Source organism: Streptomyces sp. NPDC006879 (assembly GCF_042869595.1).
Taxonomy (GTDB): domain Bacteria; phylum Actinomycetota; class Actinomycetes; order Streptomycetales; family Streptomycetaceae; genus Streptomyces.
This window is the reverse complement of record NZ_JBIAGC010000035.1, coordinates 13,940-28,590: the sequence shown is the minus strand read 5'-3', so window position 1 is coordinate 28,590 and position 14,651 is coordinate 13,940. Positions and strand designations below refer to the sequence as shown.

Here is a 14,651-nt window from a genome sequence, read left to right as displayed (position 1 = left end):
CGGTTCCGGGCGCGGCTGTGGTCGAGATCGCGTGAGGGGTCACGGCGTCACCTGCCAGGGGTCGAGGCGGGCTTCGTGGAAAGTCCGGCGGGCGCGCCGAGAGGTTCGGGCACGCTCTTGGAGGGGCCGGGCGAAGGCGAGTCCGCTACGGGCGTGGACGGGGAAGGGGAAAGCGGGGCGGCCGGATCCGGACCGGCCGCGGACTGTGCGGAGGCGGGCTCGGCACCGGCGCCCGCCGCCGACGGGGCGGTGGGGGTGGCGGGCTCCGGCGTGGGTGCGGGGGGCGGCGCGGGTGCGGCTGCGGGGCTGGCGCTGCCCCGTACCGACCCCGATGCCTCAAGGAAGGCGGGGCTACCGCCAGGCACCAGCCCGAGTTCCCGGGCCCGGCGTTCCAGAGCGTCCGGTGCAGAGTACGCGTCGACGTCCCGCTGGAGCGCCTGTTGCTCATCGGTGAGCGAGGTGGTCTCCCGCTTCAACCGACTGAGTTGGAAGGAACCCTGGTTCAGAGCCGAGTTCAGGAGAAGCAGGGTGATCAGGCCGCCGGCGAGCAGGGCCACCACCAGGAGGACGAACGGCGTTCGTGCGGCGGTCGCCGGGCCGGCCGGCCGCAGCCGTCCGAGTCCCGGCCGCCCCGGCCGGCCGGGGCGCGTCCCTGGCGCGGCCTGCTTGCTCACGCAGCCCTCCGGTGCACGATCCCGCCGTGCCCCGCGCCCGGATGAGTCCCGGGCGGCTCGTTCACCCTGGGGGTTTCGGTACCGGACGGCTCCTTCGTCCCGGATTGCTCGGGGCCGGGCCTGAGTGTGCTCAACGCTCCTCCTCGCGGATCCGCTGCGCGCCGCGCAGCCGGGCCGGGGCCGCGCGTCGGTTCTGCGCGACCTCCTCCTCGGTGGGGAGTTCGGCGCCACGGGTCAGCAGCTTGAGCCTCGGTTGGTACTTCTCGGGGACCACGGGCAGCCCGGGGGGTGCGGTGGAAGCGGCCCCGGCCGCCAGGACCGTCTTGACGAGCCGGTCTTCCAAGGAGTGGTAGGAGAGCACCGCGATCCTGCCGCCCACGCCCAGGGCTGAGACGGCCGCGGGGATGGCCCGTTCCAAGACGGTCAGCTCTCCGTTGACCTCGATCCGTAGTGCCTGGAAGGTGCGCTTGGCCGGGTTCCCGCCCGTACGTTTGGCAGCCTGCGGCAGGGCGTCCCTGATCAGCTCGACCAGGCGGGCGCTGTTGGTGAAGGGTTCCTTGGCCCGTTCCGAAACGATCGCCGAGACGATCCGCTTGGCCTGCTTCTCCTCGCCGTAGGCACGCAGGACGCGCACCAGCTCACCGGGCGGGTAGGTGTTGAGGACCTCGGCGGCACTGATGCCACTCGACTGGTCCATCCGCATGTCGAGCGGCGCGTCCTGGGCGTAGGCGAAACCCCGATCGGCCTCGTCGAGCTGCATCGAGGAGACGCCGAGGTCGAAGAGGACGCCGTCGACGTGCGGGATCCCCAGACGGTCCAGCACCTCGGGGAGTTCGTCGTAGACGGCGTGGACAAGTGTGGCCCGGTCCCCGAAGGGCGCGAGCCTCTCGCCGGACAGCCGGAGGGCTTCCTTGTCCCGGTCCAGGGCGATGAGGTGTGCCTGTGGGAACTGGGTGAGAAGGGCCTCGCTGTGACCACCCAGGCCGAGTGTGCAGTCGACGACCACCGCACCCGGCCGGTCCAGGGCCGGGGCCAACAGGTCCAAGCACCGCTGGAGCATCACCGGGACGTGTCGGGACTCGCTGCTCAAAGCGCCCTCTCAGATAGCGGCGCGCGTCCCGTGCACATGGCCGGCCTGGTCCCCGCCCGCCCGGGAAGGGGATGGTCCGCCGGCAACCGGGAAGTGGCGCCGGCCGGCCGGTGAGCGGATGGGGGCCGGGCCGTACGTACACGCCGCGCACGCGGGGTGGGTTCGCGCCACTTTAGTCCACGGTTCGGTCGGGTCAACGAACCGGCCCGCGCGCCGTGCACCGAGGTCACGGGGGGCGCGCGGTGCGCGCTGAACCACTCGTACGGATTGCGCCAGTACTGCCATGTGGATTAGCTCACAACAAGGCATGTTGACGTTCTTTGTCTAGTCTCACGCGATGCTGCCTGCCTTGGTGAGCACTACCGTCGTAGCCATGTCGACTTCCACACCGCTCCCCACCGGGTCCGACCCGACGAACGGCCCCGCAGCCGCCTCCCAGGACTCCGGCACCGTGACCGACCGCCTCGTCGCGGCGAACAGGCGCTACGCGGCCAAGTTCAGCGATCCCGGGATGGACGCCCGACCGGTCCTCCACGTGGCCGTCGTGGCCTGCATGGACGCCCGCCTCGACCTGCACGCCGCCCTCGGCCTGGAGCTCGGCGACTGCCACACCATCCGCAACGCGGGAGGCGTGGTCACCGACGACACCATTCGGTCCCTCACAATCAGCCAGCGCGCGCTCGGTACCCGCAGCGTCATACTCATCCACCACACGGGCTGCGGCCTCGAAAGCCTGACGGAGGACTTCCGCCACGAGTTGGAGGACGAGGTGGGCCAACGGCCCTCCTGGGCGGTGGAGGCCTTCCGGGACGTCGACCAGGACGTGCGCCAGTCCATGCAGCGGGTACGCACCTCCCCGTTCCTCCTGCACGCCGATGACGTGCGCGGATTCGTCTTCGACGTCACCACGGGACTGCTGAGAGAGATCGATCCGGCCGCTTGAGTGACATAACCGCTCCGGGCGAACAAGAATGCGGGGGGACATCCGCGTAGATCCTCTCGGAACTATTCGCCGGTGGTGTCCGTGTTTCGGGGTGGGCCGGTGATTCGCAAGGGATTTCGGCCCGTGAAGGTGCCGAGGAGGGCCGGGTGACGACCTATGACGATCGAGCGAGCCTCGCGGATCTGACCAGCACTGCGGAGCGAGTCCGCAGGTCGGTGGAAGCCGTGATCGAGGGCAAGCCGGAGGTCGTACGGCTTTCGCTGACCGTGCTCCTCGCCGAGGGACACCTCCTGATCGAGGATGTCCCCGGCGTGGGCAAGACCATGCTGGCCAAGACGCTGGCCAAGTCCATCGACTGTTCCGTCCAGCGGATCCAGTTCACGCCGGACCTGCTGCCCTCCGACATCACCGGGGTGAGCATCTACGACCAGCAGCGGCGCGAGTTCGAGTTCAAACCGGGTGCGATCTTCGCGCAGATCGTCATCGGCGACGAGATCAACCGGGCGTCGCCCAAGACGCAGTCGGCACTGCTGGAGTCGATGGAGGAACGCCAGGTCACCATCGACGGGCAGCGCTACGAGCTGCCCAGCCCGTTCATGGTGGTGGCCACCCAGAACCCGGTGGAGATGGAGGGCACCTACCCGCTCCCCGAAGCGCAGCGCGACCGCTTCATGGCTCGGGTGTCCGTGGGATACCCGAGCCCCGCGGCCGAACTCCAGATGCTCGACGTACACGGCCGGGTGTCCCCGCTGGAAGACCTCCAGGCCGTCGCGCACGTCCACGAGATAGTCAAGCTGATCGAAGCCGTGCGGGAGGTCTACGTCGCCGAACCGGTCCGGCGCTACGTCGTCGACCTCGTCGCGGCCACCCGAACCCACCCCGACCTGCGGTTGGGCGCGTCACCGCGGGCCACCTTGCACCTGCTGAGGGCCGTCAAGGCCTCCGCCGCCCTGGCCGGGCGGGACTACGTGCTCCCCGACGACGTACAGGAACTGGCCGCCCCGGTGCTCGCCCACCGACTGCTGCCCACCGCGCAGGCCCAGCTGGCCCGCCGCACCGCGGAACAGGTCGTCGCGGAGATCCTCCAACAGACACCGGTGCCCACCGCGACCGTCCGCGGGACGGAAGCCGCAGCCGGGGTGTACGGAGCGCGTCCACCGGGCGCCCGGGGCCTTTGATGGCGGCCAGCGGGCACCAGCCGCCCGCGAAGGGCCAGGACACCAGCGGCAGCAGTCAGACAGGGCTGCGGATCGCCCTTTCAGGACTGACCACCCGCGGGCGTTCCTTCCTGGCCGCCGGGCTCGCCGCGGCCGGCTGCGCCTACGTACTGGGTCAGAGCAACCTGCTGCGGGTGGGCCTCCTCTTGGTGTCCCTGCCGTTGGCCTGTGCCTTCACCCTGTACCGCACCCGCTACCGGGTCGCCGGCGACCGCCGGTTGACCCCCCAGCGCGTCCCGGCGGGCGAGGAGGCCCGGGTCCAGCTGCGCCTGGAGAACGTCTCCCGGCTCCCCACCGGGCTTCTGATGCTCCAGGACCGGGTGCCGTACGTTCTCGGGCCCCGTCCGCGCTTCGTGCTGGACCGAGTCGAAGCGGGCGGGCGACGTGACGTCTCCTACCGCGTCCGGTCCGACCTGCGCGGACGTTACCCGCTGGGGCCCTTGCAACTGAGGCTCTCAGACCCCTTCGGCCTGTGCGAGCTGTCCCGCTCCTTCAGCACCTACGACACCCTCACCGTCGTCCCGCGCACCGAGCCGCTACCGCCCCTGCGGCTGCTCGGCGAAGCCTCCGGGTACGGCGACGGGCGCCGACGCACGCTCGCCCTGGCCGGGGAGGACGACGTCATCCCGCGCGGCTACCGGCACGGCGATGACCTGCGTCGAGTGCACTGGAGGTCCACCGCCCGCTACGGCGAACTCATGGTGCGCCGCGAGGAGCAGCCGCAGCGCTCCAGCTCCACCGTGCTGCTGGACACCCGCCGCCCTGCCTACCGGGGTACGGGGCCGGACTCGGCCTTCGAATGGGCGGTCTCGGGCGCCGCCTCAGCACTGACCCACCTGCTCGAACAGGGTTTCTCGGTCCGCCTGCTGACCGACACCGGCAGTTCCGTGGCTGGTGAAGCCGGTGGCGGGCCACAGTCCGCCGACGCCGCCGGACTGATGATGGACACCCTCGCCGTGGTCGATCACTCCGAAGGTTCGGACCTCTCCCCCGCCCTGAACGCGCTGCGCGGCGGCACCGAGGGATTGCTGATCGCCTTCTTCGGCGCTCTGAACGAGGCGCAGGCGGAGCAGGCTGCTCGCATGCGGCAGCGCTGCGGCGCGGCCGTGGCCTTCGTGTCGCACCCACAGGCCTGGTCGGGCGTCGACGGGGGCGGCAGCCCGCCCGAGGAGCCGGTCCGACTGCTGCGAGAGGCCGGCTGGGTGGTCCAGCTGGTGTCTCCCGGTCAATCCTTCCCCGCGCTGTGGCGACAGGCGGGAAGCACACCCGCGTCCTTCCCGGGCGGCGGATCCTTCGACGGCGGCGGTACGGGTTCTGGGGGTTGGACATGAGCAGCCGGGCGAAACTCGCGCTGAGCGCACTGACCGCGACACTACTGACCGCGTGCGCATTGCTGCCGCTGGTCCATCCGGCGAGTTGGCTGGTCCAGGCGGCGTTGCTCCTCGGGGCGCAGAGCCTGGTGGGGGCGCTGACCCGACGCGTGCCCTTGGCCCGTTCCCTGACGGTCGCCGCCCAGCTGACGACCTCGATCCTGCTGCTCACCGTTGTCTTCGCCGCCGGCCCGGCCATCGCATGGTTCCTACCGGGGCCCGAGGCCCTCGCCCGCTTCGCCGACCTGCTGGACCAGGGCACCGCAGACGTCAGCCACTACGCGATACCGGCACCGCTGACCGACGGGATACGGCTGTTGCTGCTGGCAGGGGTCCTGCTGATCGGTCTGCTGGTCGACCTGATCGCGGTGACCTTCCGCAGTGCCGCGGGAGCGGGGCTGCCGTTGCTGGCGCTGTACTCGATCGCGGCCGGGATGAGCCGGGGCGGGGCCAGCTGGCTGTGGTTCCTCCTGGCCGCATCCGGCTACCTGCTTCTACTCCTGGCCGAAGGTCGCGAACGGCTCTCCCAGTGGGGCCGGGTCTTCAGCGGCGCGCAGCGCTCGACGGGAATGCGCCCGAGCGGGCGGTCTTCCAACGGGCCGCTGGCACCGGTGCGCGCCGGACGGCGGATCGGAGCCGTCGCGCTCGGGATCGCCCTGGTGGTACCGGCGGTCCTGCCCGCGATGGAGGCCGGCTACCTGCCGGGCCGAACGGCGAACGGCGAAGGCGGCACCGGTGGCACGATCACGGCGGTCAACCCGTTGGTGTCCTTGCAGAACAGCCTGAACGTGCCCGAGGACCGCGAGGTCATCCGCTACCGCACGGACAGCCAGCGCCCTCAGGACCAGTACCTGCGGATCGTCGCCCTGGACGAGTTCGACGGCTCCGCCTGGCGCACCTCCGAACGCAGGGTCACCGATGTGCCGTCGGCGCTTCCCCTGCCCGAGGGGCTGAGCCCTGCCGTGCGCAGCACCGAGATCACCTCCACCATCTCGGCTTCCGGCTGGTACGGACAGACCTACCTGCCGATGCCGTACCCGGCGACGGCGGTCGACATCGACGGTCGCTGGCGGTTCGAGCCGACCGGGCGCACCCTGGTTGGTGATCGACGGCAGACCACCCGTGGGGCCCGGTACACGGTGCGCAGCCTCCAGTTGGAGCCGACGGCCGCGCAGCTGGCCGGAGCGCCGCAGGCAGGCCCCGTCCTGCTGCGGGAGTACACCAAGGTTCCCCCCTCGCTACCGGGCATCGTGCGCTCGACCGCGCTCAAGGTCACCGAGGGCTCCAAGAACGACTACACCCGCGCGGTCAAGCTTCAGGACTGGTTCGCTTCCAACGGGGGCTTCACCTACGACACGGAGGTGTCCTCCGGCACCGGCGCTTCCGCGATCAGCAACTTCCTGCGGGCGAAGGAAGGGTTCTGCGTCCACTTCGCCTTCTCGATGGCCGCGATGGCTCGGACCCTGGACATCCCAGCGCGGGTCGCCGTCGGCTTCACGGCGGGCACCCGTCGTGCGGACGGCAGCATGTCGGTGGGACTGCGCGACGCGCACGCCTGGCCCGAGCTCTACTTCGAAGGTGTGGGTTGGACGCGCTTCGAGCCGACCCCCTCGCGCGGGAGCTCTCCGCAGTACACCCGGCCAGAACTGCCCTCGACGAACACCCCCTCGAACCCGGATGCCGAGCTGCCGGGACGCAGTGCGGCACCCGTGCCGGCCCCGAGCCGGTCCAGCGGCTGCGTGCCACAGCTGGAGCGCACGGGTGACTGCGACGCGGCCACGCCCCAGAGCGTCGGCGAAGGCCCCGGCGGCGGGCAGACCCTGACGAAGGTCCTGTGGGCAACCGGCTCGGCGCTACTGCTGCTCCTCGTGCCCCTGACTCCCGTGCTGTGGCGCTCCCGGGTCCGGTCCCGCCGCCTGGCCTCGGGGCGGGTGCTGTCCGCATGGCGAGAGCTCCAGGACGCCGCCTGGGACATCGGGATCGCGCCGGACCAGGCCCTGTCGCCGCGCATGGCGGCGCGACGGATCGTCGGCGAGGCACGACTTTCCGAGGAGGCGTCCCAGGCCGTGCACCGGGTGGCTACGGCGGTGGAGACGGTGCTGTACGCGCCCGAGCCCGTGCGGCCCACGGATCTCGCCGGGGACGTCCGCCTCGCCAGTGCGGCGTTCCTGGCCCCGCTGTCCCGCACCGAGCGCTGGCGGGTCCTGCTCGCGCCCCGCTCCGCCGTGCGGGTGCTGTGGGCGCTCTCGGCCCGCTCGGCGGCACTCGGCCGCTCGTTGGTTGCGCAGCGGAGCCGCGGCTGAGCGACGCCGGGTAGCCGGCTGGCACACGGGCGCCCGGGCAGGGGCGATACCGCCGCCTCAGGGCACGGGTGGCGGGGCGCCCGCGTGCACCGCCCGCGTGGCGGGTGAGGTGCGGCGGCAGACGGCTGTGGGGTCACCGCCCGGGCGGTGACCCCACATGAGTGTCTGCTTGAGTCGGTACGACGGTCAGTGCCCGTGCTCGTCGCGACGGCGCTGCCACCGTTCTTCGATTCGGGTCATCATCGACCGACGCTGCCTGCGCGGCGCCGAACCGGACGCCTCAGCGCCGGTCACGGGCTGTTCGCCCGGTCGGGGGGCCTTGCGCCAGCCGGTGACCGCGAGCACCGCACAGCCCAGCATGACGAGGAAGCCCACCACGCTGATCCAGATCTGCTGCGCGACCATTCCGGCCATGAGGAGCGCGATACCTACCAGGAAGCCTGCGACTGCCTGGTAGACCCGTCGCCGGGTGTACGTACGCAGCCCGCTTCCCTCAAGCGCTGTCGCGAACTTGGGATCTTCGGCGTACAGCGCTCGCTCCATCTGCTCGAGCATTCGCTGCTCGTGCTCCGAGAGCGGCACGGGAGTCCTCCTCATCCGTCGGTCGCGGGGGGAGCGACCAGGGGTCCCCTTCAGGATAGGCAGGGAATCGCCCCCGTGAAACCCGCCCCTCTGCGCCAATTCGCCATTGCGGACCGTCGCGCGGAGCAGGCCATCGGAACGTTCATTCCCCGACCGCCGATCCGCCATGCCGGACCGTGTCCCCCGATCATACGGCGCGGCGCCGTGGTTCGTGCAGCCGTCGCGGTACTGGCTTTGGGAGCGCACCGCAGATCATGGCGGAGAGCGGTGTCACACGCTCCGCTTGGAGCCGAGGACATGCAGCTGGGTGGCCACTGCGTGGAAGGCGGGAATTTCCGCGGCGGCCTCTTCCAACTTCAGCAGCGCTTCGACGGCGCCGGGCTCGGTGTCGACCAGGACGCCGGGGACCAGGTCGGCGAAGACTCGCACCCCGTGTACGGGCCCGACCGCCAGGCCGGCTTCGGCGACGAGCTCGCCGAGCTGGTCTGCGGTGTAGCGGTGCGGCACCGGGTCGCCGGCGCCCCAGCGGCCGGTCGGGTCGGTCAGGGCGGTGCGCGCCTCGGTGAAGTGCCCGGCCAGGGCCCGGGCCAGTACCGCGCCTCCGAGACCGGCTGCGAGGAGGCTGAGGACGCCGTCCGTGCGCAGCGCCGCGGCGGCGTTCGCCACTCCTTCGGCGGGTTCGTCGAGGTACTCCAGCACCCCGTGGCAGAGCACCACGTCGTACGCCTCCCGCCCGACGACGTCGAGCAGACCCTGGGCGTCGCCCTGCACTGCGGACACCTGCTCGGCGACGCCGGCCTCGGAGGCTCGCCGCTCCAGTGCGAACAGTGCGTTGGGGCTCGGGTCGACCACGGTGACGCGGTGCCCCAGGGAAGCGACCGGCACAGCGAAGTTACCGGTGCCGCCGCCGGTGTCCAGCACGTCGAGTGACTCCCGTCCGGTCGCCTTGGCACGGCGGTCGAGGACGTCCTTGAGGACCTCCCACACCACGGCGGTGCGCAGGGAGGAACGGGAGGGACGGGCGGGGTTCTCCCCACCGACTGCGGTGGACGGGTCCGACACGGCTGTTGACTCCTTGGCGGGCGAAACGGTGCGGTACCGCCGCATAGGGCGGGGCTGGACTGCGCTCCCCACCCTATTGCCTCCCGTGCCCGGGCCGAGTCTCTCAGCCCTGCTCAGCCCGCTTCCGGGCGGTCGGCCCGCGGGGCGGGCAGGGTGGGCTGGAGGGTGAGCAGGTGCTCGACGAGGCGCAGGAACACCTCCCCGGCCCGCAACAGGTCATCTGCTTCCCGGGCGGTGGCCGCGCCGGCTATGCCCGCCTCGGCGCGAGCCCGACGGGCGGCCCCGGAGGCGAAGAGAGCACTCCACTCGGCCAGTTCGGGGGCGACCTGGGGCAGCACTTCCCAGGCACTACGGATCCGCTGGCGGCGTCGCGGTCTTCTGTCGGGCCGACCGCGCACGGCGAGGACGGCGGCGGCGGTGCGCAGCGCGGCGAGGTGCGCGGTGGCGTAGCGCTCGTTCGGAGAGGGGAGGGTGGCAGCCTCGGCCAGGCCGTTGCGGGCCTTGCCGAGAAGGTCGACCGCGGCGGGCGTGGCGGTGGCGCGGTGCAGTGCGGGGTGGACGTCGTTGGCGGGAGTGGCCATCACGAACCTCCTGTCTTCGCGCGGGACGGTCCCACTCAACTTGCGCCTCCCATGGTGTGCGACCCCACTGACATCCCGACTGAGCTGCGGTTTTCCGCGATCCAACCAAGAGTGGTAGCTTTTGAACTGACCAGTCAGTTTAAAAATTGTGGGCGCTGGGGGGGAAGGCCCGTGAGCGAAGGGGAGGGTCGTGGACGTTGCGCACGGTGCGGCCATCAGGGCCGAAAACCTCGGGATGAAGGGGCCGCGCGGCTGGGTCTTTCGAGGCATCACGCTGGACGCCTCGCCCGGCGCGCTGATCGCCGTGGAAGGCGCGTCCGGATCGGGCCGGACGTGCCTGCTGCTGGCCCTCACCGGACGGATGAAGCCCACCGAAGGCTGGGCCGAGGTGGCCGGCCACCGGGTGCCGCGAAAGATGGCGGCGGTCCGCCGGATCAGCGCGCTGGGGCCGGTGCCCGACGTCACCGACCTCGACCCCTCCCTGACCGTCGCCGAGCAACTGCGCGAACGGGCGCTACTGCGGCGCCGCTACGACGGCCCGGTCCGGGCTCTGCTGCGGCCCCGCGCGGAGCGGGCGGCCCGCACGAGATCAGCGGTCTCGGCCGCCCTCGACCTCGTCGGTCTGGACCTCGACACCCTCCCCAAGGGTCCGCGGACCTCGGTGCGGATGTTGGAGCGGCTGGAGGAACTCCGCCTGTCCCTCGCGCTGGCCCTGCTCGCCGATCCTCAGCTGGTGGCCGTGGATGACCTGGACCTGAAGCTGTCCCCGGCCGAGCGTGACGAGGCCTGGGAACTGCTGCGCACCATCGCCGCGTCGGGCGTCACGGTCCTCGCGGTGTGCAGCGAGGCGCCCTCGGACGCGATCCGTGTCCCGGTCCCGAGCTCCGCCGGTCAGAACCTGGCGCCGGACCCCGCAGCACGCCCCGGCGCCACCGAGCACACCGCGCCAGCGCAGCCGCAGGACGCACCGGGCGACGGGACGGACACCGGCGTCGACAGCACCGACCCTCCCGAGCACCGCGTCGACCCGCCCGGCCCCGACCACCCCACCGACGAACTCCCGCAGCAGGACACCACACAGGAAGGAGCAGCCGGTGCGATCACCGAAGCTGGCCGCGCTTGAGCTCAGGCGCTTCGGGCGGGGGAAGCTGCCGCGGGCCGCGCTGGTCGCCCTGCTCCTGCTACCCCTGCTCTACGGAGCGCTGTACCTGTGGTCCTTCTGGGACCCGTACAGCAGGCTGGACCGGCTCCCGGTGGCCTTGGTAAACGAGGACAAGGGGGCGGTCGTCGGCGGCAAGCAGATCGCCGCGGGAGACGAGATCGCCGAGAAACTGTTGGACAGCCGCACCTTCGCCTGGCACGAGGTCAGCTCAGCCGAGGCGCGCAAGGGCGTCGAAGACGGCACCTTCTACCTCTCGCTGACCATGCCGACGGACTTCAGCGGTCGCATCGCGTCCAGCTCCGGTGACTCCCCGGAGACCAGCGCGCTCCAGGTCCGTACGAACGACTCCAACAACTACGTCGTCGGGTCCATCTCCCGGACGGTCTTCTCGGAGGTCCGGGCCTCGGCTTCGGCCAGCACCTCGCGGGGCTTCCTCGACAAAATCTTCATCTCCTTCTCCGACATCCACGGGAAGACGGTGGAGGCCGCCGAGGGTGCGGACGCGCTCAAGGACGGCATCGACAGGGCCAAGAAGGGGTCCGAGGACCTCGCGAACGGCCTCACTGACGCCAAGGACGGCAGCGGGCGGCTCGTGGGCGGACTCCAACGCCTCGATTCGGCCGCCGGCGAGCTGGAGACCGGCGCACGGAAGGTCGCGGGCGCGACCCAGACGCTGGCCGACCAGGTCAACGGCGTGGCCGACGAGGCCCGCCCGTTCCTCCGCGACAACGTCAAGACCATCGCGCACACCGCGGAGCTGGTCGCCGACACCTCCAAAGTGGTGCGCAACCACCTCGACACCCTCGCCCGGCGCGCACCCGAGGTGGCCAAGGTCACCAAGGCCACCGCCGAACTCTCGGACAGCGTCTACCAGGAACTGTGCACCGGCGCGGCCGAACCCGTCTCGCAGTGCCCTCGCCTAAAGAAGGCCAAGGACTCGGCCGCCGAAGCCGCCGAACTGGCCGGGGATGTCAACGCCCTGGTCAAGGACGCCAACGGTGACGTCGACAGGATGCGGGGACAGCTGACGAAGCTGGAGAAGCAAGCGCGTGAGCTCAAGGCGAGCGCCCCCGACCTGGCCCGCGACCTGGACCGTGCCGTCGCCAAGATCAACGCGTTGAACAGCGGCGCCCAGAAGGTCGCCACGGGCGCTGACCGACTGCACACCGGCATCGGGTCCGCCCGCAGTGGTTCCAGCGACCTGGACCAGGGGGTGGGGCAACTCAAGGACGGCGCCTTCCGTCTGGACGGGGGCATCTTCAAACTGGTCGACGGCTCCGGCGAACTGGCCGGCGGCCTCCACGACGGCGCCGCACAGATCCCCGACTACGACAAGGACCAGCGCGACCAGCGGACCGAAGTGATGGCCGATCCCGTCAAGCTGGCCAGCCAGTCACTGCACAAGGCCGCGAACTACGGCACCGGATTCGCTCCGTACTTCATTCCGCTGTCCCTGTGGGTGGGCGCCATGGTCGCGTACATGCTCATCCAGCCGATGAACCGCCGTGCCCTGGCCGCCGGCGCCTCCGCCTGGCGAATCGCCTTCGCGGGCTGGCTTCCGGTCGTGGCCATCGGCATCCTCCAGGTGGCGGCGCTGATGTCGGTGCTGCACTGGGGACTCGGCCTCGAAATGGCCCGGGCGGCCGGCACGATCGGCTTCCTGGTGCTGGTCACCGCCTGCTTCTCGGCGATCGTGCAGTGGCTCAACGCCCGGTTCGGGGCGGCCGGCCGCATCCTGGTCCTGGCGGTACTGATGCTCCAGCTGACCTCTGCCGGGGGCACCTACCCCGTCCAAACCAGCCCTGGCTTCTTCAACGCCCTGCACCCGTACCTGCCGATGTCCTACATTGTCGACGCCCTGCGCCGGCTGATCACGGGAGGCGAGCTCGGCCCGGTCTGGCAGGCCTGCGCGGTCCTGCCGCTGTTCACCGCGGGCGCTCTGGCGCTGACCGCGATCGCCGCCCGGCGCAAGCAGGTGTGGACGATGGACCGGCTGCATCCCGATCTGACCCTGTGAGACGACGTGACGAACCCTGTGAGAATCAAGGGCATGGAGAGCGCCAGCAGCACCCGACGCCAGGCCACCCGGCAGAAGCTCTACGAAGCCGCGGTGACGCTGATAGCCGAGCAGGGTTTCTCGGCGACGACGGTGGACGAGATCGCCGAGCGGGCCGGGGTCGCGAAGGGCACCGTCTACTACAACTTCGCCAGCAAGACGGTGCTCTTCGAGGAGCTGCTGCGGCACGGTGTCGGTCTGCTCACCGCCTCCCTGAGAGCAGCCGCCGAGGAGACCGAGGAGCGGGGCGGCAGCAAGGTCGAGGCGCTGGACGCGATGATCCGGGCCGGCCTGGTCTTCATCGACCGCTACCCGGCCTTCACCCAGCTCTACGTGGCCGAGTTGTGGCGCACCAACCGGGCCTGGCAGTCCACCTTGCTGGTGGTCCGCCAGGAGGCGGTGGCGGTGGTGGAGGGCGTGCTGCGCCAGGGCGTGGAGCGCGGTGAACTGAGTGCAGAGATCGATGTGCCGCTCACCGCGGCGGCGCTGGTCGGCATGGTGCTGGTGGCCGCTTTGGACTGGCAGGCATTCCAACGGGAGCGCTCCTTGGACGACGTCCATTCGGCGCTGTCACTCCTGCTGCGGGGCCGGGTGAGCGGGAGCCGCTGATCGCCTTGCGAAAGGCGCCTGGGAGCGCCTCGGGGTGGGCCCGCGACACCACCGTGCGGCGGGCCCCGCCCGTGCGGCGGGGCCCGCTCCCCCAGGGCCCCGCCGCACGGGCAGCGCACGTCCCGACCGGGGCGTGCGCCGCAACCGCAGAGAGGCACCCGCGCCGTGTCCGCCGCCCCGTGTCGGCGGTCGCGGCGCAGGGCACCTCCGCTTCCTTGTCGAACCACTCTCCCGCTCCCACGGGTGCGGTTCATCCGCGTACCTACTCATCTGCTCGTCTAGGTACGGGTACTCAGTCCTACGGGGGCTTCCCCGGTTCCGGCGACCGCCAACTGGTTACCATCAGCCGGTGTCCGTACTCCCTTTGGTCTTCACCAGTGGCTGGGCCAGCGGGATCAACGCCTACGCGGTGGTCCTCCTCCTCGGCCTCTTCGGCGCGACCGGGCTCAGCGACGAGGTACCCGCCGCACTCCAACGCCCCGACGTCCTGATCGTCGCCGGAGTGCTCTTCCTCTGCGAGGCGGTGGCCGACAAGATCCCCTACGTGGACTCCGCCTGGGACGCGGCACACACCGTGATCCGTCCCGTGGCCGGTGCCGTGGTGGGCGCGCTGCTGGCCGGCCAGAGCGGCTCGCTGCCGGATCTCGCCGCGGGCGCGGTCGGTGGGACGACAGCCCTGCTGAGCCACCTGGTCAAGGCCGGTACACGGATGGCGGTGAACACCTCGCCGGAGCCGGCCAGCAACATCGTGCTCAGCACCATCGAGGACCTCTCGGTGGCGGCCCTGGTCACCTTCGCCGTCTTCCACCCGGTGGCCGCGGCCACCTTGGCCGGACTGTTCCTCCTGGCCGGTGGGTTCCTGGTCTTCTTCCTCGCCTCCCGGATCCGCCGGTTCCTACGCCGGCGGGCCCAGCGGCGCGCCGAGCAGCAGGCAGCCGCCGCGGAGGCCCCCCACGCCTCGAACGCACCCCCACCGCACCGCACTGACCAGGCTCTGTGACT

General features: G+C 71.2%; 13 protein-coding genes. 8 read left to right on the top strand and 5 right to left on the bottom strand.

The window, feature by feature from the left end; translation table 11 throughout:
• Window positions 1–47: 47 nt before the first annotated feature.
• Together ACFYMC_RS22550 and rsmH are read right to left on the bottom strand one after the other, a co-directional pair.
• On the bottom strand, window positions 48–674 hold the full coding sequence (locus ACFYMC_RS22550; protein ID WP_388528187.1) for a septum formation initiator: 627 nt from the start codon (window positions 672–674) through the stop codon (window positions 48–50).
• A gap of 130 nt (window positions 675–804) precedes the next feature.
• Window positions 805–1,764, bottom strand: a complete 960-nt coding sequence (rsmH, locus tag ACFYMC_RS22545) for a 16S rRNA (cytosine(1402)-N(4))-methyltransferase RsmH (protein WP_388528185.1) — start codon at window positions 1,762–1,764, stop codon at window positions 805–807.
• A gap of 373 nt (window positions 1,765–2,137) precedes the next feature.
• On the opposite strand from rsmH, the gene ACFYMC_RS22540 reads away from it, so the two are divergent.
• From ACFYMC_RS22540 to ACFYMC_RS22525, 4 genes are all read left to right on the top strand, one after another.
• Entirely contained in the window at window positions 2,138–2,707 is a 570-nt protein-coding gene (locus ACFYMC_RS22540; protein WP_388528183.1) for a beta-class carbonic anhydrase, read from the top strand.
• A 146-nt stretch (window positions 2,708–2,853) separates the two neighbouring features.
• Entirely contained in the window at window positions 2,854–3,885 is a 1,032-nt protein-coding gene (locus ACFYMC_RS22535; protein WP_388528181.1) for an AAA family ATPase, read from the top strand.
• Window positions 3,885–5,255, top strand: a complete 1,371-nt coding sequence (locus ACFYMC_RS22530) for a DUF58 domain-containing protein (RefSeq protein ID WP_388528180.1) — start codon at window positions 3,885–3,887, stop codon at window positions 5,253–5,255. The genes ACFYMC_RS22535 and ACFYMC_RS22530 overlap by 1 nt, the downstream gene beginning before the upstream one ends.
• Window positions 5,252–7,597, top strand: coding sequence for a transglutaminaseTgpA domain-containing protein (locus tag ACFYMC_RS22525; protein WP_388528178.1), 2,346 nt, complete (start codon window positions 5,252–5,254; stop codon window positions 7,595–7,597). Before ACFYMC_RS22530 ends, ACFYMC_RS22525 begins: the two co-directional genes overlap by 4 nt.
• Before the next feature lie 186 nt (window positions 7,598–7,783).
• On the opposite strand, the gene ACFYMC_RS22520 is transcribed toward ACFYMC_RS22525, so the two are convergent.
• From ACFYMC_RS22520 to ACFYMC_RS22510, 3 genes are all read right to left on the bottom strand, one after another.
• Window positions 7,784–8,179: a DUF3040 domain-containing protein gene (locus tag ACFYMC_RS22520; protein ID WP_388528176.1), complete on the bottom strand. Its 396-nt coding sequence runs from the start codon at window positions 8,177–8,179 to the stop codon at window positions 7,784–7,786.
• A gap of 270 nt (window positions 8,180–8,449) precedes the next feature.
• Complete coding sequence (locus tag ACFYMC_RS22515; protein ID WP_388528174.1) at window positions 8,450–9,241, bottom strand: methyltransferase; 792 nt, start codon at window positions 9,239–9,241, stop codon at window positions 8,450–8,452.
• Between the two features lie 113 nt (window positions 9,242–9,354).
• Window positions 9,355–9,822, bottom strand: a complete 468-nt coding sequence (locus tag ACFYMC_RS22510) for an SAV_6107 family HEPN domain-containing protein (RefSeq protein WP_388528172.1) — start codon at window positions 9,820–9,822, stop codon at window positions 9,355–9,357.
• A gap of 190 nt (window positions 9,823–10,012) precedes the next feature.
• On the opposite strand from ACFYMC_RS22510, the gene ACFYMC_RS22505 reads away from it, so the two are divergent.
• The 4 genes from ACFYMC_RS22505 (at window position 10,013) to ACFYMC_RS22490 (ending at window position 14,649) form a co-directional block, all read left to right on the top strand.
• The gene (locus tag ACFYMC_RS22505; RefSeq protein ID WP_388528170.1) at window positions 10,013–10,945 is read left to right on the top strand and encodes an ATP-binding cassette domain-containing protein; all 933 of its coding nucleotides are present in this window, start codon (window positions 10,013–10,015) and stop codon (window positions 10,943–10,945) included.
• A complete protein-coding gene (locus ACFYMC_RS22500) occupies window positions 10,917–13,001 on the top strand; it encodes a YhgE/Pip family protein (RefSeq protein WP_388528168.1) in 2,085 nt (694 codons plus the stop codon). The genes ACFYMC_RS22505 and ACFYMC_RS22500 overlap by 29 nt, the downstream gene beginning before the upstream one ends.
• A gap of 33 nt (window positions 13,002–13,034) precedes the next feature.
• Window positions 13,035–13,649: a TetR/AcrR family transcriptional regulator gene (locus ACFYMC_RS22495; RefSeq protein ID WP_388528166.1), complete on the top strand. Its 615-nt coding sequence runs from the start codon at window positions 13,035–13,037 to the stop codon at window positions 13,647–13,649.
• A gap of 349 nt (window positions 13,650–13,998) precedes the next feature.
• Window positions 13,999–14,649, top strand: a complete 651-nt coding sequence (locus tag ACFYMC_RS22490; protein ID WP_388528164.1) for a DUF4126 domain-containing protein — start codon at window positions 13,999–14,001, stop codon at window positions 14,647–14,649.
• Window positions 14,650–14,651 lie beyond the last annotated feature (2 nt).